Below are 17,274 nucleotides of genomic sequence, written 5' to 3' on the forward strand. Positions count from 1 at the left end.
GACCGCAGCCAAAGGCTGGAAGCCGCCTCCGTCAGGAGGTGGCGGAGTCACAGCCACCCACGGTAGCCGTGGATGGCATCGCCCCCGCGCGGGCGAGCAGATCAGCGAGGCGGTCCGTGACCAACGTCGGGTGCTCCAGCATCACCAGGTGCCCGGCATCCGGCACCAGTACCAGCTCCGCGTCCGGCAATATGTCCGCGATCGCCTCGCTGTGCTCGCTGGGCGTGACGAGGTCCTTGACGCCGGCCAGCACGAGCACGGGAAGCTCGGCGAACCGCTCCAGCGCCTCCGTCTTGTCGTGCTCGGTGAAGGCGGGGTAGAACTCGGCGACCACGTCGATGGGCGTGCCCTCGATCATCCGCTCGGCGAACCGCGCGACCGCGGGGTCGACGTCCCGGGTGGCGAACGAGTACCGCTTGATGATCCCGGCGAACAGGTCGGCCGTGGCCCGCCGCCCCTTCTCCACCAGTTCGGCCCGCTGCCCGAGCGCCCGCAGCACGCCGGGCAGGACGCGTCGTACGGCGTTGACGCCCGCGACGGGCAGCCCGAAGTTGACCTCGCCGAGCCGCCCCGACGACGTGCCGACGAGCCCGACGCCGACGACGCGGTCGCGGATCAGCTCGGGGTAGTGGGCGGCCAGCGCCATTATCGTCATGCCGCCCATGGAGTGACCGACGAGCACGATCGGCCCCCGGGGCACGGCCGCGTCGATGACCGCCTTCAGGTCGCGCCCGAGCTGGTCGATGGTGACCGGCTCCTGGTCCTCCACCTGGGCAGCGCCCCGCCCGGAGCGCCCGTGGCTGCGCTGGTCCCAGTGCACGGTCCGCACGACACCGCGCAGCGCGGCCCGCTGGAAGTGCCAGGAGTCCTGGTTGAGGCAGTAGCCGTGACAGAACACGACGGTGACGGGGGCCGGGGCCTTGCGCCCGAAGAGGCGGCGCCGGCGCGGGGCGAGAGACGCCTCGGGCTCGACGTCGTCGACCTCGTAGTACAGCTCGGTGCCGTCGTCCGCGTACGCCTTGCCGGGCGTGCCGCGCAGTGCTCCGTACGGTCCCGCCGAGTCGAGGGCGAGCCGGGCCTTCTGGCGCATGCCGCGGCCCACGGTGAGCCGCTCTATGGCGACACCGGCCGCGGCGCCGGCGGCGATCACGCCTATCGCGGCGCCCGCGACGCTGCCGACCTTGCGCCAGTTCCCGGCGGCGGAGGCGGCAGCCGAGGCCGCGTTCGCGACGGCCTCCGCGGCCTCCGCGCTGCTCTCGCTCACGTCCCGCTCCTCCTCGCCGGGGTCCGGGGCCTCACTCCGGCCGCCGGACTGGTTCTCGTACTGTCCTCTGATCGTGGTGGTACTGGGCTTGCCGTGCCGCACATCTATGCGGGGTTACCCGTCTTGTTCGTTGTTCACCTATGTCGGTGTCCACCTGCTTGGTTGTTCACCCGGGACGGCCGCCACGACGGCCCCTTAGGACGATGCGTCATTCACATAGACGCGCGGAACGCGCGTTCCGATCCGGGTGACGATCTCATACGCGATGGTCCCGGCTGCCTGCGCCCAGTCCTCGGCGGTCGGTTCGCCGCGGTCGCCCGGTCCGAAGAGCACGGCCTCGGAGCCGGCGGGCGGCTCGTCCCCGCCGAGGTCGACCACGAACTGGTCCATCGCGATCCGCCCGGCGACCGTCCGCCACTTGCCACCGACCAGCACCGGACCGGTGTTGGAGGCGTGGCGCGGGATGCCGTCCGCGTAGCCGACGGGCACCAGGCCGAGGGTCGTGGCGCCCGGGGTGACGTACTGGTGGCCGTAGGAGACGCCGTGCCCGCCGGGAGCGTGCTTCACCAGGGCGAGGGAGGCGCTGAGGGTCATCACCGGCCGGAGCCCGAAGTCGGCGGGGGTGCCGACCTCGGGGCTGGGCGAGATCCCGTAGAGCGAGACTCCGGTCCGTACGAGATCGAAGTGGGACTCGGGGAGGGTGAGCGTGGCGGGCGAGTTGGCGATGTGCCGCACCTCGGGGCGGGCGCCCTGCTGCTCGGCGTGGGCCACCATCTCGCGGAAGCGGGTGAGCTGGGCCGCGATGGAGGGGTGGCCGGGCTCGTCGGCGCACGCGAAGTGGGACCAGAGACCGGTGAGGGTGAGCAGCCCGTCGGCCTCCGCGCGCAGGGCGTCCGAGACGAGGGCCGGCCAGTCGTCGGGCTGGCAGCCGTTGCGGCCGAGCCCGGTGTCCGCCTTGAGGTGCACGCGCGCGCGGACGCCCGCCGCTGCCGCCGCCTCGGTGACCTCCCGCAGGGCCCACGGTCCGCTGACGGAGACGTCGAGGTCGGCTTCGAGGGCCTGGCGCCAGGGGCCGCCGGGGGTCCACAGCCAGCACATGATGCGCCCCGGCAGCCCGGCCGCGCGCAGCGCGAGGGCCTCCTCGGGCGTGGCCGTGCCCAGCCACGCGGCACCCGCGGCGACGGCGGCCCGGGCGCACGGCACGGCCCCGTGGCCGTACGCGTCGGACTTCACGACGGCCATCAGGGCCGACCCGGGCGCGTGCGCGCGCAGGGCCCGCACGTTGTCCCGCAGGGCGGCGAGATCGATCTCGGCGCGGGCGCGCAGGGGCGCGGTCGGCGGTACTGCTGTCTCAGTCATCGCGCCCAGTGTCTCAGAGGGGGGACAACCGCCCGCCGGGGAGCACGCGCCGGGGCGACAGGGCCCGTTCAGGGCTTTCGCGCCGCCTCCGACCGCCCTCACGCGGCGTCACTTGCGTGATCAGCCCGTGGGCGGCGCGGAGTCGGACGCGGCCGCGTCCACGGACCCCGCCCGGCGGGCACGTGTTCCCTTGATTCGTGTTCTTCTCATGCGCCCAGCGAACGCGGAACGCACGTGTGGGGGACTGCGCCGCGCGCGTGAGGTCACCCGATATGAGGGCCGCCGTCGCCACACCGTCACGTACAGTCACGAAAGACACACACGGCGTCCCCACCCGGGCGGCCTGAAGGGGTTGGTATGTGCGGAATCGTGGGATACGTGGGCTCGCAGCCCGCGCTCGACGTGGTCCTCGCCGGCCTGAAGCGGCTGGAGTACCGGGGGTACGACTCGGCGGGCGTGGCGGTCCTGGCCGACGGGGGCCTGGCCGCCGCCAAGAAGGCCGGGAAGCTGCTCAACCTGGAGAAGGAGCTCGTCGACCGTCCGCTGCCGGCCGGCGCCACGGGCATCGGCCACACCCGCTGGGCCACCCACGGCGCCCCCACCGACGCCAACGCCCACCCGCACCTCGACAACGCGGGCCGCGTGGCCGTCGTGCACAACGGCATCATCGAGAACTTCGCCTGCCTGCGGGCCGAACTGGCCGAGCGCGGGCACAAGCTGGACTCCGACACGGACACCGAGGTGGTGGCGCACCTGCTGGCCGAGGAGTTCCCCTCGTGCGCGGACCTCGCGGCGGCGATGCGACTGGTGTGCCGTCGGCTGGAGGGCGCGTTCACGCTGGTCGCGGTGCACGCCGACGAGCCGGACGTGGTGGTGGGCGCCCGCCGGAACTCGCCGCTCGTGGTGGGCGTTGGAGAGGGCGAGGCCTTTCTCGCCTCGGACGTCGCCGCGTTCATCGCCCACACGCGGTCGGCGATCGAGCTGGGTCAGGACCAGGTGGTGGAGCTGCGCCGGGACGGGGTGACGGTGACGGGCTTCGACGGCCGCCCCGCCGACGTGCGCTCGTACCACGTCGACTGGGACGCGTCCGCAGCCGAAAAGGGGGGTTATGACTACTTCATGCTCAAGGAGATCGCCGAGCAGCCCAAGGCGGTCGCCGATACGTTGCTGGGGCGCATCGACGCCGCCGGTTCACTGACGCTGGACGAGGTCCGCATCAGCGACGCCGAGCTGCGCGAGGTGGACAAGGTGGTCATCGTCGCGTGCGGTACGGCGTTCCACGCGGGCCTCATCGCCAAGTACGCCATCGAGCACTGGACCCGTATCCCGTGCGAGGTGGAGCTGGCGAGCGAGTTCCGCTACCGGGACCCGATCCTCGACCCGCGCACGCTGGTCATCGCCATCTCGCAGTCCGGCGAGACCATGGACACGCTGATGGCGCTGCGGCACGCCCGCGAGCAGGGCGCCAAGGTGCTGGCGATCTGCAACACCAACGGCTCGACGATCCCGCGCGAGTCGGACGCCGTGCTGTACACGCACGCGGGCCCGGAGGTCGCGGTCGCGTCCACGAAGGCGTTCCTGACCCAGCTCGTCGCGTGCTACCTCGTGGCGCTCTACCTGGGCCAGGTGCGCGGCACGAAGTGGGGCGACGAGATCCGGGCGGTCGTCCGGGAGCTGTCCAGCAGCTCCCAGGAGGTCGAGCGGGTCCTCGACACCATGGAGCCGGTACGGGAGTTGGCCCGCTCACTCGCCGACAAGGACACCGTGCTGTTCCTGGGCCGGCACGTGGGCTACCCGGTGGCGCTGGAGGGCGCGCTGAAGCTGAAGGAGCTCGCGTACATGCACGCGGAGGGCTTCGCGGCGGGCGAGCTGAAGCACGGGCCGATCGCGCTGATCGAGGACGACCTGCCGGTGGTGGTCGTCGTGCCGTCCCCGCGCGGCCGCTCGGTCCTGCACGACAAGATCGTCTCCAACATTCAGGAGATCCGGGCGAGGGGGGCGCGGACGATCGTCATCGCGGAGGAGGGCGACGAGGCGGTCGCTCCGTACGCCGACCACCTGATCCGCATCCCGGCCACACCGACGCTGCTTCAGCCGTTGGTGGCGACGGTGCCGTTGCAGGTGTTCGCCTGTGAGTTGGCGACGGCCCGGGGGAACGAGGTGGATCAGCCGCGGAACCTGGCGAAGTCGGTGACGGTGGAGTAGGCCTGGGTTTTCAGGGCTTCGACGAAGGGGGCGAAGGCTCCGGCCGGGAAGGTGAGGGGTGCCCTGGCCGGGGTCTTTGAGTCGCGGACGGCTATGTGGGTGGGGGTGGTCGCGATCTCGACGCACTCGTTGCCGTCGCCCTCGCCGGAGTAGGAAGACTTCCGCCAGTTGTCCATGGGTGCCTCACAGCTCCTTCGCCAGCCGGTGGATGAAGTCACGGGACTGGTCCGGTTCGAGTGATACGGCCTCCACCATATGAAAGCGCGTTCGATACATGTTGAGTTGAGCCTCGGAATCGATAAGGACTGAGCCATGGGGCGCGTCCCGCACCACCGTGTCCAACTTGGGCACGCGGCCACCCACGTACGTCATCGTGCTTGAGGCTCTGGCGAAGCCGTCCAGGTCAAAGGGAATGACGCGCAAGGTGACGCGGTCCGCTTCGGAGAGCTCAAGGAGCCGGGCGAGCTGGGCCTTTGAGGTGTCACGGTCGCCGACCCTGATCCGAAGCGCAGCCTCATGGATCACTGCTTCATACGGGATGGCGGTCTCCTGGCGCGCTTTTCGGTGCCGGATGCGCAGCTCAAGCTCGTCCTGGGTGAGTTCGGGCAGCCTCGCCGAGAAGACGGCACGGGCGTAGTCCTCCGTCTGCAGCAGGCCCGGCACATACAGGATGGCCACGTGGCGTTGGAACCGGGCGTGGTGCTCCAGCTCGGACAGATCCAGGAACGACGTGGGCAGCAGGCCCCGGTACTCCTCCCACCAGCCGCGCGTCCGGCCGGTGGCCATCGCGACCAGGGCGTCGATGAACTCCTTGTCCGAGCAGGCGTAGTGGGACGCGAGGCGCCGCACACGCTCCTCACTCACGCCCACGAGCCCGGATTCGATGTGGCTCATCTGGACGCGATTCGCCCCCAGCAGTGCTGCTGCCTCGATGGCGGTGAGGCCTGCTGCCTCTCGGAGCCTTCGCAGTTCGACCCCCAGGCGCATCTGACGTGCGGTTGGTTCGCGCCTCTGGACCATCAACTGCTCCTCGTTCGGGGGTGGATTACGCGATCGGCTTGCTCCGGATTACAGGTTACCCATACCGTCAGTGATGCGACGCACACTCTGCGGAATCACCGGGACCCCGGAAGCGCACCACTCCGTCCTGCCATGACGGCTGCGGCACTGCCACCGCCCGCGAACGTTCGTAGATCTCCGAACCCCCACCACCGAACCGGAGCTGACGCATGCCCGAAAACGAGTCCTGGGAGTACTCCCTCCACATCCCGAACGACCCGCGCGCAGTCACCATCAGCCGCCGCACCCTCCGCCTGGTCCTCACCATGCACGGCCTGATCGGCCTCGTGGACACCGCCGAGTTGCTCGCGACTGAGCTGATCTCCAACGCCGTACGTCACACCAAGGGGCCGGCCGCCCTGAAAGTCTCCTGGTCGGCGGGGGTGCTGAGAAACGGCGCGTTGGACACCGACCCCGAACCACCTGAGCCGCCACAGCAGTTGCAGCAGCTGCCGGAGCTGGAGGACGGGCGCGGGCTGGCGCTGATCCGGGCCTGCTCCGATCTGTGGGGCTGGCAGCCCCTGTCCGGACACGGCAACTGGGTCAAATACGTGTGGTGCGAATGCGCCGCGTGACCACCCTCCTCCCCGAAGGAGTGAACGCGTCCCGATCGCCCAATCGATCCACCCTTGATCAACTTAGGTTGCGCACATGGTCACATCAGCCCATGAGGGCATGCACCGGATCTTCCAGGAGCGGCCCGAGATCCTCACGCCCGTTCTTGGAGTACTGGGTATCGCGTTGCCGGAGAAGGCGACCGTGCACGCCATTGCCACCGACGCGACGGAGACCAGACCACTGGCGCGCTACGTCGACACCGTACTGCGCGTCGCCCCGTCCGACGGAGAGGACTTCCTGCTCGCCGTCGAGGCGCAGGAACGACGGAACCCGAAGAAGGGGTCGAGCTGGGCGTTCTACGTCGCCTATCTCGAGGCGAAGTACGACCTGCCGGTGACACTGCTCGTGGTCTGCCGCGACCGGGCCACGGCCAAGTGGGCGGCAGGCCCCTTCGCCCGCCCGAACCGCGGCTGGACCGCCCAGCGGACGTACCCGCTGGTCGTCAGTCCGGACAACCTTCCGGTGATCACCGACGAGAGAACCGCGGCCAAGCAGCCGGCGTTGGCCGCCTTCTCCGCCCTGGCACACGCCCACAGCCCCGACATCGACGCCATACTGGACGCACTGGGCCGTGCCCTGGAGGGGATGGACTGGAGTGCCGCCGGTTATTTCTACCAATTTCTGGACGTCACCCTGGGGGAGACCCCTGCCGGAGACAAATGGAGGGACATCGTGACTTTCATCAATTACTTCCCCGGCCGGGGCACCGTGCTTGAGAAGGCCTACCTCGAAGGTGAAGCCACGGGCGAGGCCAAGGGCGAGGCCAGGGGCGAGGCCAGGGGCGAGGCCAAAGGGGTCCTGCGCGTCCTTGAGGTGCGCGGCCTCCCTGTCAGCGACGACATGCGCGAACGCATCACCACGTGCACCGACCTGGACCGCCTCAACGACTGGCTCGACCGGGCCGGCACCGTCGTGCGTGCCGAAGACCTGTTCGCCGAGACACAAGAGTCCTCGCCGAACCTCGCGGAGCGGGGCTGACAGGCTGCGGTAACCCTGCCTGTGACGGTGGAGTGACCGGCGGGGCACCCCGCGTCGTAGGGTGCCCGGCATGAGCATCATCGGGGTCGGGATCGACGTGGCCGAGATCGACCGGTTCCGCGTCTCCCTGCAGCGCACACCGGGTCTGGCCGAACGCCTCTTCGTGGACAGCGAGTTGCTCCTCCCGAGCGGCGAACGCCGGGGGGTCGCCTCGCTGGCGGCCCGCTTCGCCGCGAAGGAGGCGCTCGCCAAGGCCCTGGGCGCCCCGCCCGGCCTGCACTGGACGGACGCCGAGGTCTACGTGGAGGACACCGGGCAGCCCCGCCTCCGCGTCAAGGGCACCGTGGCCGCCCGCGCCGCCGAACTCGGCGTCACGTCCTGGCACGTCTCGCTGAGCCACGACGCGGGAGTGGCGTCGGCGGTGGTGGTGGCGGAGGGGTAGTCCTCCCGGAGAGGTAGCGCTCCCGGACGGGTAGCCCTCCCTCGGCCCTGCCCCCGGGGTGCCGATCAGCGACCGTACGGGAGACTCGACAGCATGCGTAGTGCGTACCGCGTGGAAACCGTCCGAACCGCCGAGCGCGAGCTCATGGCCCGGCTCCCCGGCGGCGCCCTCATGCAGCGCGCCGCCGCAGGGCTGGCCGCGGCCTGCGCGGACCTGTTGGGCCGCGTGTACGGCAGCCGCGTCGTCCTTCTCGTCGGCAGCGGCGACAACGGCGGCGACACCCTGTACGCGGGCGCCCGGCTCGCCAGGCGTGGCGCGGGCGTCACCGCCGTCCTGCTCAACCCCGACCGCACCCACCCCGGCGGGCTCCACGCCCTGCGCCGGGCGGGCGGCACCACCGTCCCGCCCCACCGGGCGGAGGCCGCCCTCCACCGTGCCCATCTCGTCCTCGACGGCATCGTCGGGATCGGCGGCAAGGGGGGCCTGCGCCCCGACGCCGCGCCCCTCGCCGAACTCGCGGCCGCGTCCGGCGCGGCCGTGGTGGCCGTGGACCTGCCGTCCGGTATCGAGCCCGACACGGGCGAGGTGCGCGGCGCGGCCGTGCGCGCCGACCTGACGGTCACCTTCGGGACGCACAAGCCGGGCCTGCTCATCGACCCCGCGCGCGAGTACGCCGGTTCCGTACGCCTGGTCGACATCGGTCTCACCCTGCCCGCCGCCCCGGACCTTGAGGCGCTGCAGCACGTGGACGTGGCGGCCCTGCTCCCCCGGCCCGCCGCCGAGAGCGACAAGTACCGGCGGGGTGTCGTGGGCATCGCCGCCGGTTCCGCGCGCTATCCCGGCGCGGCCGTCCTCGCCGTCTCGGGCGCGCTGCGCGGCGGCGCCGGAGCCGTGCGGTACGTCGGTCCGGCCGGGGACGCCGTGATCGCCCGCTTCCCGGAGACCCTCGTGTCGGACGGGGGCCCGAAGCAGGCGGGCCGGGTGCAGGCCTGGGTCGTGGGCCCGGGCGCCGGGGACGACGCGGGGCCCGTGGCCGAGGTGCTCGCCACCGACGTACCCGTGCTGCTCGACGCGGACGGCCTCCGCCTCGCCGACCGGGACGCCGTACGCGCCCGTACCGCGCCCACGCTGCTCACCCCGCACGCCGGAGAGGCCGCCGCCCTGCTCGGCACCTCGCGCGAGGAGGTCGAGGGGGCACGTCTGGCCGCCGTACGGGACCTCGCGCGCCGCTACGACGCGACCGTGCTCCTCAAGGGCTCCACCACGCTGGTCTCCGGCCCCGACGGCGGCACGGTCCGGGTGAACCCCACCGGCACCGCCTGGCTCGCCACCGCGGGCAGCGGCGACGTCCTGTCCGGTCTCGCCGGCTCCCTGCTGGCCGCGGGCCTCTCCGCCCTGGACGCGGCGAGCGTCGCGGCGTACGTCCACGGCCTGGCGGGCCGCTACGCCGCGGACGGCGCCCCCGCGGGCGCGCACGACGTGGCGGAGGCGATCCCGGCGGCGTGGCGGGACATCAGGGACTGACTCCGCGAGCGACTCCCTGAGGCTTCAGCAGCCCTGCTCAAGCCGGTCGATGGCCTCCTGGACCATCCCGAGGTACTCGACCTCCTCGCACCGGGGCTTGCTCCCCATCCGGTACATGTCGATGCAGTCGTAGAGGTACTCCCCGAGGTCCTCGTCCGGGAGATCATCCGCCAGTTCGCTGCACACCTGTCCGGCGAAATCCGATTCGACACGCGTAGATCGACGACGCACCGCATCCCGGATCCGTACGGCATCACGAAGGCGCATGGCAATGACCACCTCAAACCCCCCGACGGTCCGGAAGGCGGCTCGCTCCCGGCAGCCGGACGCTATCCCCTCCCCCACCCCAGGTCCATACCTTGCCCACAAGTCATACACAGGTACACGAGGTCGCGTGACGGACCCCACGCCACCGATCCGTTCGTACTCCGTTAACAATGGAATGTGATCTCACCGGTCTCCTCGTTGCCGCGGAGCGCCCACCGGCCCAGGCCGGAGGCGACTCCCTACGTCGACCTCACCCGTGCCGAGTGGAGCGCGCTGCGCGACAAGACGCCGCTTCCCCTGACCGCCGAGGAGGTGGAGAAGCTGCGCGGCCTGGGCGACGTCATCGACCTCGACGAGGTACGTGACGTCTATCTGCCGCTCTCCCGGCTCCTCAACCTGTACGTCGGCGCCACGGACGGCCTGCGCGGCGCCCTGAACACGTTCCTCGGCGAGCAGGGCTCCCAGTCCGGCACCCCGTTCGTCATAGGCGTCGCGGGCTCCGTCGCCGTCGGCAAGTCCACGGTCGCCCGCCTGCTCCAGGCCCTGCTGGCCCGCTGGCCCGAGCATCCGCGTGTGGAACTCGTCACCACGGACGGCTTCCTCCTGCCGATGAAGGACCTCCAGGAGCGGGGCCTGGTGTCGCGGAAAGGTTTCCCCGAGTCGTACGACCGGCGTGCGCTCACCCGTTTCGTCGCCGACATCAAGGCGGGCAAGGACGAGGTCACGGCCCCCGTCTACTCCCACCTGATCTACGACATCGTCCCCGGCCAGAAGCTCACGGTCCGCCGCCCGGACATCCTCATCGTCGAGGGCCTGAACGTCCTCCAGCCCGCCCTCCCCGGCAAGGATGGCCGCACCCGCGTGGGTCTCGCCGACTACTTCGACTTCAGCGTGTACGTCGACGCCCGCACCGAGGACATCGAGCGCTGGTACCTGAGCCGCTTCCGCAAGCTGCGCGAGACGGCCTTCCAGAACCCGTCCTCCTACTTCCGCAAGTACACCCAGGTGTCGGAGGAGGAGGCCCTGGACTACGCCCGCACGACCTGGCGCACGATCAACCGGCCCAATCTGGTCGAGAACGTGGCCCCGACCCGCGGCCGCGCCACCCTGGTCCTGCGCAAGGGCCCGGACCACAAGGTGCAGCGCCTGAGTCTGCGGAAACTGTGACGGCTACCCTGCCCCCATGCTGCATCTGCGCCTGATCACACCGTCCGACAGGACGGACGCCGTGGTGCGTCTGATAGAGAAGACGGTCGGCACCACACACCTGGTCGTGCTGCCGGGCGCCGCCCGCAACCCCACCGGGGACGTGGTGATGTGCGACGTGGCGCGCGAGGCGGGTGACGAACTCATCGGCTCGCTGCGGGCCCTGGACCTCGACAAGACGGGCTCCATCGCCGTCGAGAACATCGACCTGTCGCTCTCCAAGCGCGCCGAGAAGGCCGAGGACGAGGCACCCGGCGAGGGCGCGGACGCGGTGCTGTGGGAGCACCTCGCGGACGCGACGCACGAGGAGTCGACGCTGTCGATCACGTACGTCTCCTTCATCACCCTCGCCACGATGATCGCGGCCTGCGGTGTGGTCCTGGACAACGCGATCCTGATCGTGGGCGCGATGGCGGTGGGCCCGGAGTTCGGCCCACTGGCGGGCCTCAGCACGGCCCTGGTGCAACGCCACCCGCGCCTCGCCCTCCGCTCGCTCATCGCCCTGCTGGTGGGCTTCGCCGTGGCGATGGCGGTGACGGTCGGCTTCACCCTCTTCATGGACTCGGTCAACCTGTTCAGCCAGGAGCAACTGCACGCCGACCGGCCCAACACGGGCTTCGTGTACGCCCCCGACTGGTTCTCCTTCGTCGTGGCGGTCCTCGCGGGCATCGCCGGCACCCTCTCCCTGACCTCCGCCAAGTCGGGCGCCCTGGTGGGGGTGGCCATCTCGGTGACGACGGTGCCGGCGGCGGCCAACGCGGCCGTGGCCCTGAGCTACGGCGACACGAAGCAAACCTGGGGCTCCACGGAGCAACTGCTCCTGAACCTCCTGGGCATCATCCTGGCCGGCACCCTCACCCTCCTGGCCCAGAAATGGCTGTGGGCAAAGCCCCGCAACCCCTAGGGGCGCGGGGCTGTGTCGATATGCGGCTCCGCCGCGTGGGCGCGACAAGCCACGACGAACCCGCAGCCCGCAGCCCGCAAACAGCGGAACCCCCACCCCGTACCCGGAACAGGCACCTACCCCAGCGCGGACTTCACCGCATCAGCCAGCCGCCCCGCAACCGACCGCGCCTGATCGATATCCGCCGCCTCCACCATCACCCGCACCAACGGCTCCGTCCCCGAAGGCCGCAACAGCACCCGTCCGGTGGCCCCGAGCTCCCGCTCCGCGTCGGCGACCGCACTCGCCAGCTCCGTGGACGTACCGACCCGGGACCTGTCGACGTCCGGCACATTGATCAGCACCTGCGGCAGCCGCTCCATGACGGACGCGAGGTCCTTGAGCGTACGGCCGCTCTCGGCGACCCGGGCGGCCAGCAGCAAGCCCGTCAGCGTGCCGTCCCCGGTCGTCGCGTGGTCGAGGATGATCACGTGCCCGGACTGCTCGCCCCCGAGCGCGTACCCGTGCTCCTTCATCTCCTCCAGCACATAGCGGTCGCCGACCGCCGTCTGGACGAGCTTCAGCCCCTCCCGCTCCAGCGCGAGCTTGAAGCCGAGGTTGGACATGACGGTGGCCACCACGGTGTCGGCCCGCAGCACGGAGCGCTCCCGCATCGCCAGCGCGAGCACGGCGAGGATCTGGTCGCCGTCGATCTCGTTGCCCTCGTGGTCCACGGCCAGGCAGCGGTCGGCGTCGCCGTCGTGCGCGATGCCGAGGGCGGCGCCGTGCTCGACGACGGCGGCCTTCAGCTGGCCGAGGTGTGTGGAGCCGCACCCGTCGTTGATGTTCAGCCCGTCGGGCTCGGCTCCGATGGTGACGATCTCCGCTCCGGCCCGCGTGAAGGCCTCGGGGGAGACACGGGCGGCGGCCCCGTGCGCCTCGTCCAGCACGACCTTCAGTCCGTCGAGCCGGTGGGGCAGCGCGCCGAGAAGGTGCGCCACGTACTGGTCGAGCCCCTCGTCGTACGACGTCACGCGCCCGACGCCCGCGCCGGTGGGCCGGTCCCAGGGGGCGCCGGTCCGGTGCTCCTCGTACACGCCCTCGATCCTGTCCTCCAGGTCGTCGGCGAGCTTGTGGCCACCGCGGGCGAAGAACTTGACGCCGTTGTCGGGCATGGCGTTGTGGCTGGCGGAGAGCATCACGCCGAGGTCGGCACCGAGCGAGCCGGTCAGAAACGCGACGGCAGGTGTGGGCAGCACTCCGACGCGCAGGACGTCCACGCCCGCGCTGGCGAGGCCGGCCACCACGGCGGCCTCCAGGAACTCCCCGGACGCTCGCGGGTCCCGCCCGACCACCGCCACCGGCTTGTGGCCCTCGAACGTGCCCGCCTCGGCGAGTACGTGGGCCGCCGCGACGGAGAGGCCGAGGGCCATCTCGGCCGTCAGATCCGCGTTGGCGACGCCGCGTACGCCGTCCGTCCCGAAGAGTCGTCCCACTGTGTGTCCTCCGAATGTGCTGAGAAAGTACGGCTCATGCCGAGTGTCCAGGCCCGGCCGGGGTCACGTATATCCCCTGGCACCCGTGGCCTCACGGCGTTCCCGTGAAGTCGACCGTCGTCGGCACTACACGGTTGCCCCGCGTCGGGCCTCCTTCGGCATCTTGGACTCCGTTCAGGTGAGAACGGCTCCCTGAAGTCCCTGCCCTGTACACCCGTACACCCGTGCACTCGTACACCAAGCGCATAAGCCTGCGATAAGCGTTCACCCCCGTAAACGAACCGCCCCGGCGGCACAGAGCGTGCCGCCGGGGCGATGCGTGCGGTACAGCGAAGCGACGATTAGCGCTTGCTGTACTGCGGGGCCTTGCGGGCCTTCTTCAGACCGGCCTTCTTGCGCTCGACCGCACGGTCGTCGCGGCGGAGGAAGCCGGCCTTCTTGAGCGCGCCACGGTTGTTGTCGACGTCGGCCTCGTTCAGGGCGCGGGCGACACCGAGGCGGAGCGCACCGGCCTGGCCGGAGACGCCGCCACCCGCGATGCGGGCGATGACGTCGTAGCGGCCCTCGAGCTCGAGCACCTTGAAGGGCTCGTTGACTTCCTGCTGGTGCACCTTGTTCGGGAAGTAGTCCTCGAGGGTGCGACCGTTGATCTTCCACTTGCCGGTGCCCGGAACGATCCGGACGCGGGCGATGGCGTTCTTGCGACGGCCCAGGCCGGCGGCCGGCTGCGGGTCGCCGAAGCGGGAGGCGAGGGACTCGGAGGTGTACTCACCCTCCACAGGAACCTCGGACTCGGTGGTGTAGCTGTCGATGTCGACCAGCTCAGTCTCTTCGACCGGCTGCTCAGGGGTGGTCTCGGCCACGATTCTCCTCAGATTCTCTTCAGGCTTAGGGGGTGGCCGGACTTACTGCGCGACCTGGGTGATCTCGAACGGCACCGGCTGCTGGGCAGCGTGCGGGTGCTGGTCGCCCGAGTAGACCTTCAGCTTGGAGAGCATCTGACGGCCGAGGCTGTTCTTGGGGAGCATGCCCTTGACGGCCTTCTCGACGGCCTTCTCGGGATTCTTCTCCAGCAGCTCGTCGTAGCGGACGGAGCGCAGACCACCCGGGTAACCGGAGTGGCGGTACGCCATCTTCTGGGTCCGCTTGTTGCCGGACAGGTGCACCTTGTCGGCGTTGATGATGATGACGAAGTCACCAGTGTCGACGTGCGGCGCGTAGATGGGCTTGTGCTTGCCGCGCAGGAGGGAGGCGGCGGTGGTCGCCAGACGACCCAGGACAACGTCCTGGGCGTCAATGACGTGCCACTGACGCGTCACATCGCCGGGCTTGGGGCTGTACGTACGCACGGTTCGTAGCCTTCGCTTCTTCAGTGAGGTTCCTGACAAGGTCACCGAAGCGATCACGACAGCCATGACCGCACCGCGGTGACGCAAGCCGCGTGCTGGTCGCTGGTCATCGGCCCGGTGGACCGGTGTAAGGGCGTCCTCACGTGAGAATGAGCAAGCCAATACACATAACGAACGTGCAGAATACCCGGGCACGCGGGGGCGGGTCAAAACGGGGCCGCTCGCCGCTGGGCTCGATCGGGTGCGTTCGTCGGCTGCGGCTGGGTCGTGGTTGCTCGCTCAGTTCCCCGCGCCCCCTGAAAAGCCCCCTAGGCGGGGTCGAAGGGGCGGAGCCCCTGGGGGATGGGACGGGCAGGGGCGGCGGGGGCGACCTCCTCCGGGGGCGGCCGGTGAAACGCCAGCGTCACCGCCAGCACACACAGCGTCACCGCGTCCTTGAACGCCCGCCGCGTGGGCAACTCCAGAAACGGCCACGTGAACCCCGGCACCTGCGGAACCAGCGCGAGCCAGAACCACGGAGTGCGAGCAACCGACCCCGGCAGCGCCGCACTCGCGAGCAACAGCGGCAGCACGACCACCAGATAGTGGTCGAACGACGGCCGCGACACCATGAACACCGACAGCATCAGCAGACACGCCGTCTCCGTCAGCCGCAGCGCCCCGTCACCCCCGCGACGCCACCGCCCGTACGCACACCACAGCCCCACCCCCGCCGCCCCCACGGCCACCGCGCTCGCCACCACCTCCGGCACCCCGAGCCTCGGCAGCACCACCCCCAACGACGCCTCGTACAGCCGTACGAAGTCGTCGTGCCCGCTCAACAGGAACGGCAGGGTCCGCGTGAAGAACCCCGCCGGGTTCGGCATCAGCAGCGCCGAACCGCCGGAGGCCACCGCAGGGACCAGAACCATCAGCCCCAGCCCGCGCCACCGCCGCGCGAACACGAACAACAGCACCATCGGCGCGAGCAGCGGCTTCAGCGCGACGGCCGCTCCGAGCACCACTCCCGCCGCACCCCACCTCCCCCGCGACATGAGCAGCAACCCCAGCGGCAGCGCCGCGGCAGCGGTCACCGTCCAGTTCCCCAGCTGCACCAGATGCCCGAACGGCGCGAACCCCACCGTCAGGCCGACCAGCCCCAGGACCGCGAACCGGCTCCGCCACGGCACCCCGTGCAGCCGCAGCGCGCACGCCCACCCGAACGCCAGGAGCCCGGTCACCACCGCGGGCACCAGCACCCGAAGGACGTCCGACGGCACGAACACCTGCGGCACCGCCACCACCATGGCGCTGGGGAAGTAGAGGAAGCGCTGGTCGTCGTAGGGCGACCCGCCGTGCCAGAACACGCGTGCCGCCCGCACGAGGAAGGCGTTGTCCATACCGCCCTCCGCATACGTCCGCGCCACGCTCACGACCAGCGCGCACGACACCGCCCCCAGCGCCGCCCACGCCTGCCAGGACGCCGACCCCAGCGACCACCCCGACCACCACACCCGACCGTCCCGACGCCGCTGAGGCCGACCGGACCGACCTGAAATATCCTTTTCATCCACGTTCATTCAGGTCACGCTAGGGGCTCAAGTGCCTCAGGAGGCTGAACAGCACGCCCCAACCCCCGTCTAAACTGCGGTCCATGAGTTTTGGGCAAGGGGAGCCTCAGTGGGACCCGTGGAAGCCGGGATCCGAGCAGCCGCAGTGGTCGAGCCAGGGCGGCCAGACGCCTGACTGGGCCGCGCTCGCCGAGGCGTCCGAGACGCGCAACAAACGGCGACGCGTTCTGTTCATAGTCGGCGGCGCTCTGGCCACGGTCGCGATCGGCGCCGCTGTCGCGGTGGCCGTGGTGACCGCGGACGGTGACGCCGAGGCCTCGAACAGACCGACCAGCGACCTGCCGGCCACGGCGGACATCCCGAGCGCGAGCGACGCGACCGAGCCGTCCTTCGAGCCGACGTCGGCCCCGCCCCCGCTGGACCCGAAGGACTTCATCTCCAGCGCCAAGAAGGACACGGCCCCGCTCAGCGCGGAGAGCCTGTTCCCGGGATCGCAGCTGACGATGGGTGAGTCCGTCTACAAGAAGGGCGCCACGTCCTCCACCAACGACTGCGCGTCGGCCGTCCAGGGCACCCTCGACAAGGACCTGACGGACAACGACTGCACCCGCGTCATGCGCGTCACGTACAGCAAGGACGGCGTCGCGGTCACGGTCGGCGTGGCCCTCTTCGACACCGAGGCGCAGGCGGCGAAGGCCAAGAAGAACGCCGACAAGAAGAGCATCGTCACCTCACTCTCCGGTGACGGCGTGCCCGCGTTCTGCCGTACGGCGATCTGCCGCTCCACGACCAACTCCTACGGCCGCTACGCGTACTTCACCCTCGCCGGCTTCACCAACGGCAAGGACGTCACCGAGAAGGACACCGCGGTGTTCTCCACGGGCGACGACCTGGCCGAGTTCACCTTCCGCCAGATCCGCCGCCGCGGCGAGGCCCAGGCCTCAGCGGCAGCGAACGAGTAGGGCGTTTCAGGGGGCATGGGGGCGAAGCCCCCCCCCCCGGCCCCCCCCCCCCCCCCCCCCCGCAACCCCCCCGCCCACCGCCGCCGCGTCGCGGAGTAACCCGTCCCAAACA

The 17,274-nt window shown here is 70.7% G+C and carries 18 protein-coding genes; 9 read left to right on the forward strand and 9 right to left on the reverse strand.

The genetic code is table 11. From position 1 onward, the window contains the following. Positions 1-31 precede the first annotated feature (31 nt). Complete coding sequence (locus AB0959_RS50125) at positions 32-1,264, reverse strand: alpha/beta hydrolase (protein ID WP_366833689.1); 1,233 nt, start codon at positions 1,262-1,264, stop codon at positions 32-34. A 195-nt stretch (positions 1,265-1,459) separates the two neighbouring features. Then, on the reverse strand, positions 1,460-2,623 hold the full coding sequence (alr, locus tag AB0959_RS50130; protein WP_366833690.1) for an alanine racemase: 1,164 nt from the start codon (positions 2,621-2,623) through the stop codon (positions 1,460-1,462). A 357-nt stretch (positions 2,624-2,980) separates the two neighbouring features. Here alr and glmS point away from each other — a divergent pair, with 357 nt between their 5' ends. Beyond that, positions 2,981-4,828, forward strand: coding sequence for a glutamine--fructose-6-phosphate transaminase (isomerizing) (glmS, locus tag AB0959_RS50135; protein ID WP_366833691.1), 1,848 nt, complete (start codon positions 2,981-2,983; stop codon positions 4,826-4,828). Here the strand turns inward: glmS and AB0959_RS50140 are convergent. After that, on the reverse strand, positions 4,789-5,004 hold the full coding sequence (locus AB0959_RS50140; RefSeq protein ID WP_366833692.1) for a DUF397 domain-containing protein: 216 nt from the start codon (positions 5,002-5,004) through the stop codon (positions 4,789-4,791). The genes glmS and AB0959_RS50140 overlap by 40 nt on opposite strands. Positions 5,005-5,011: 7 nt before the next feature. Then, complete coding sequence (locus AB0959_RS50145; RefSeq protein ID WP_366833693.1) at positions 5,012-5,848, reverse strand: helix-turn-helix transcriptional regulator; 837 nt, start codon at positions 5,846-5,848, stop codon at positions 5,012-5,014. 209 nt (positions 5,849-6,057) lie between these two features. On the opposite strand from AB0959_RS50145, the gene AB0959_RS50150 reads away from it, so the two are divergent. The 4 genes from AB0959_RS50150 to AB0959_RS50165 all read left to right on the forward strand — a co-directional run bounded on the left by AB0959_RS50150 (position 6,058) and on the right by AB0959_RS50165 (position 9,449). Then, positions 6,058-6,462, forward strand: a complete 405-nt coding sequence (locus tag AB0959_RS50150; RefSeq protein WP_366833694.1) for an ATP-binding protein — start codon at positions 6,058-6,060, stop codon at positions 6,460-6,462. Positions 6,463-6,538: 76 nt separating this feature from the next. Beyond that, positions 6,539-7,483 carry a hypothetical protein gene (locus tag AB0959_RS50155; RefSeq protein ID WP_366833695.1) on the forward strand — a complete coding sequence of 315 codons (945 nt, stop codon included), beginning with the start codon at positions 6,539-6,541 and terminating at the stop codon, positions 7,481-7,483. A gap of 70 nt (positions 7,484-7,553) precedes the next feature. Next, positions 7,554-7,925 (forward strand): holo-ACP synthase, encoded by a 372-nt coding sequence (locus AB0959_RS50160; RefSeq protein WP_366833696.1) that lies wholly within the window; start codon positions 7,554-7,556, stop codon positions 7,923-7,925. A 93-nt stretch (positions 7,926-8,018) separates the two neighbouring features. Continuing rightward, positions 8,019-9,449, forward strand: a complete 1,431-nt coding sequence (locus tag AB0959_RS50165; RefSeq protein WP_366833697.1) for an NAD(P)H-hydrate dehydratase — start codon at positions 8,019-8,021, stop codon at positions 9,447-9,449. 24 nt (positions 9,450-9,473) lie between these two features. On the opposite strand, the gene AB0959_RS50170 is transcribed toward AB0959_RS50165, so the two are convergent. Further along, positions 9,474-9,794 (reverse strand): hypothetical protein, encoded by a 321-nt coding sequence (locus AB0959_RS50170; RefSeq protein WP_366833698.1) that lies wholly within the window; start codon positions 9,792-9,794, stop codon positions 9,474-9,476. Positions 9,795-9,893: 99 nt separating this feature from the next. Here AB0959_RS50170 and coaA point away from each other — a divergent pair, with 99 nt between their 5' ends. Continuing rightward, positions 9,894-10,883: a type I pantothenate kinase gene (gene coaA, locus AB0959_RS50175; protein WP_366833699.1), complete on the forward strand. Its 990-nt coding sequence runs from the start codon at positions 9,894-9,896 to the stop codon at positions 10,881-10,883. 16 nt (positions 10,884-10,899) lie between these two features. Then, positions 10,900-11,826, forward strand: a complete 927-nt coding sequence (locus AB0959_RS50180) for a DUF389 domain-containing protein (RefSeq protein ID WP_366833700.1) — start codon at positions 10,900-10,902, stop codon at positions 11,824-11,826. A 116-nt stretch (positions 11,827-11,942) separates the two neighbouring features. Here the strand turns inward: AB0959_RS50180 and glmM are convergent, their stop codons facing one another. The 4 genes from glmM to AB0959_RS50200 form a co-directional block, all read right to left on the reverse strand. Next, positions 11,943-13,301 (reverse strand): phosphoglucosamine mutase, encoded by a 1,359-nt coding sequence (gene glmM / locus AB0959_RS50185; protein ID WP_366833701.1) that lies wholly within the window; start codon positions 13,299-13,301, stop codon positions 11,943-11,945. Between the two features lie 341 nt (positions 13,302-13,642). Further along, positions 13,643-14,164 carry a 30S ribosomal protein S9 gene (gene rpsI / locus AB0959_RS50190; protein WP_366833702.1) on the reverse strand — a complete coding sequence of 174 codons (522 nt, stop codon included), beginning with the start codon at positions 14,162-14,164 and terminating at the stop codon, positions 13,643-13,645. A 42-nt stretch (positions 14,165-14,206) separates the two neighbouring features. Beyond that, positions 14,207-14,650 (reverse strand): 50S ribosomal protein L13, encoded by a 444-nt coding sequence (gene rplM / locus AB0959_RS50195; RefSeq protein ID WP_366833703.1) that lies wholly within the window; start codon positions 14,648-14,650, stop codon positions 14,207-14,209. 308 nt (positions 14,651-14,958) lie between these two features. After that, the gene (locus AB0959_RS50200; RefSeq protein WP_366833707.1) at positions 14,959-16,089 is read right to left on the reverse strand and encodes a glycosyltransferase family 87 protein; all 1,131 of its coding nucleotides are present in this window, start codon (positions 16,087-16,089) and stop codon (positions 14,959-14,961) included. Between AB0959_RS50200 and AB0959_RS50205 the strand changes: the two genes are divergently transcribed. Beyond that, positions 16,022-16,165, forward strand: coding sequence for a hypothetical protein (locus AB0959_RS50205; protein WP_366833708.1), 144 nt, complete (start codon positions 16,022-16,024; stop codon positions 16,163-16,165). The genes AB0959_RS50200 and AB0959_RS50205 overlap by 68 nt on opposite strands. Before the next feature lie 118 nt (positions 16,166-16,283). Then, a complete protein-coding gene (locus tag AB0959_RS50210) occupies positions 16,284-17,162 on the forward strand; it encodes a hypothetical protein (RefSeq protein ID WP_366833704.1) in 879 nt (292 codons plus the stop codon). The last annotated feature ends 112 nt before the right edge of the window (positions 17,163-17,274 follow it).

The sequence above is a fragment of the Streptomyces sp. NPDC046862 genome (genome assembly GCF_040704615.1).
Taxonomy (GTDB): domain Bacteria; phylum Actinomycetota; class Actinomycetes; order Streptomycetales; family Streptomycetaceae; genus Streptomyces.

Bases quoted from the DNA above. Each gene is read 5' to 3' on its own strand.
- alr (WP_366833690.1), bottom strand. From the start codon at position 2,623: ATGACTGAGACAGCAGTACCGCCGACCGCGCCCCTGCGCGCCCGCGCC.
- glmS (WP_366833691.1), top strand. From the start codon at position 2,981: ATGTGCGGAATCGTGGGATACGTGGGCTCGCAGCCCGCGCTCGACGTG.
- AB0959_RS50140 (WP_366833692.1), bottom strand. From the start codon at position 5,004: ATGGACAACTGGCGGAAGTCTTCCTACTCCGGCGAGGGCGACGGCAAC.
- AB0959_RS50145 (WP_366833693.1), bottom strand. From the start codon at position 5,848: ATGGTCCAGAGGCGCGAACCAACCGCACGTCAGATGCGCCTGGGGGTC.
- AB0959_RS50150 (WP_366833694.1), top strand. From the start codon at position 6,058: ATGCCCGAAAACGAGTCCTGGGAGTACTCCCTCCACATCCCGAACGAC.
- AB0959_RS50155 (WP_366833695.1), top strand. From the start codon at position 6,539: ATGGTCACATCAGCCCATGAGGGCATGCACCGGATCTTCCAGGAGCGG.
- AB0959_RS50160 (WP_366833696.1), top strand. From the start codon at position 7,554: ATGAGCATCATCGGGGTCGGGATCGACGTGGCCGAGATCGACCGGTTC.
- AB0959_RS50165 (WP_366833697.1), top strand. From the start codon at position 8,019: ATGCGTAGTGCGTACCGCGTGGAAACCGTCCGAACCGCCGAGCGCGAG.
- AB0959_RS50180 (WP_366833700.1), top strand. From the start codon at position 10,900: ATGCTGCATCTGCGCCTGATCACACCGTCCGACAGGACGGACGCCGTG.
- AB0959_RS50210 (WP_366833704.1), top strand. From the start codon at position 16,284: ATGAGTTTTGGGCAAGGGGAGCCTCAGTGGGACCCGTGGAAGCCGGGA.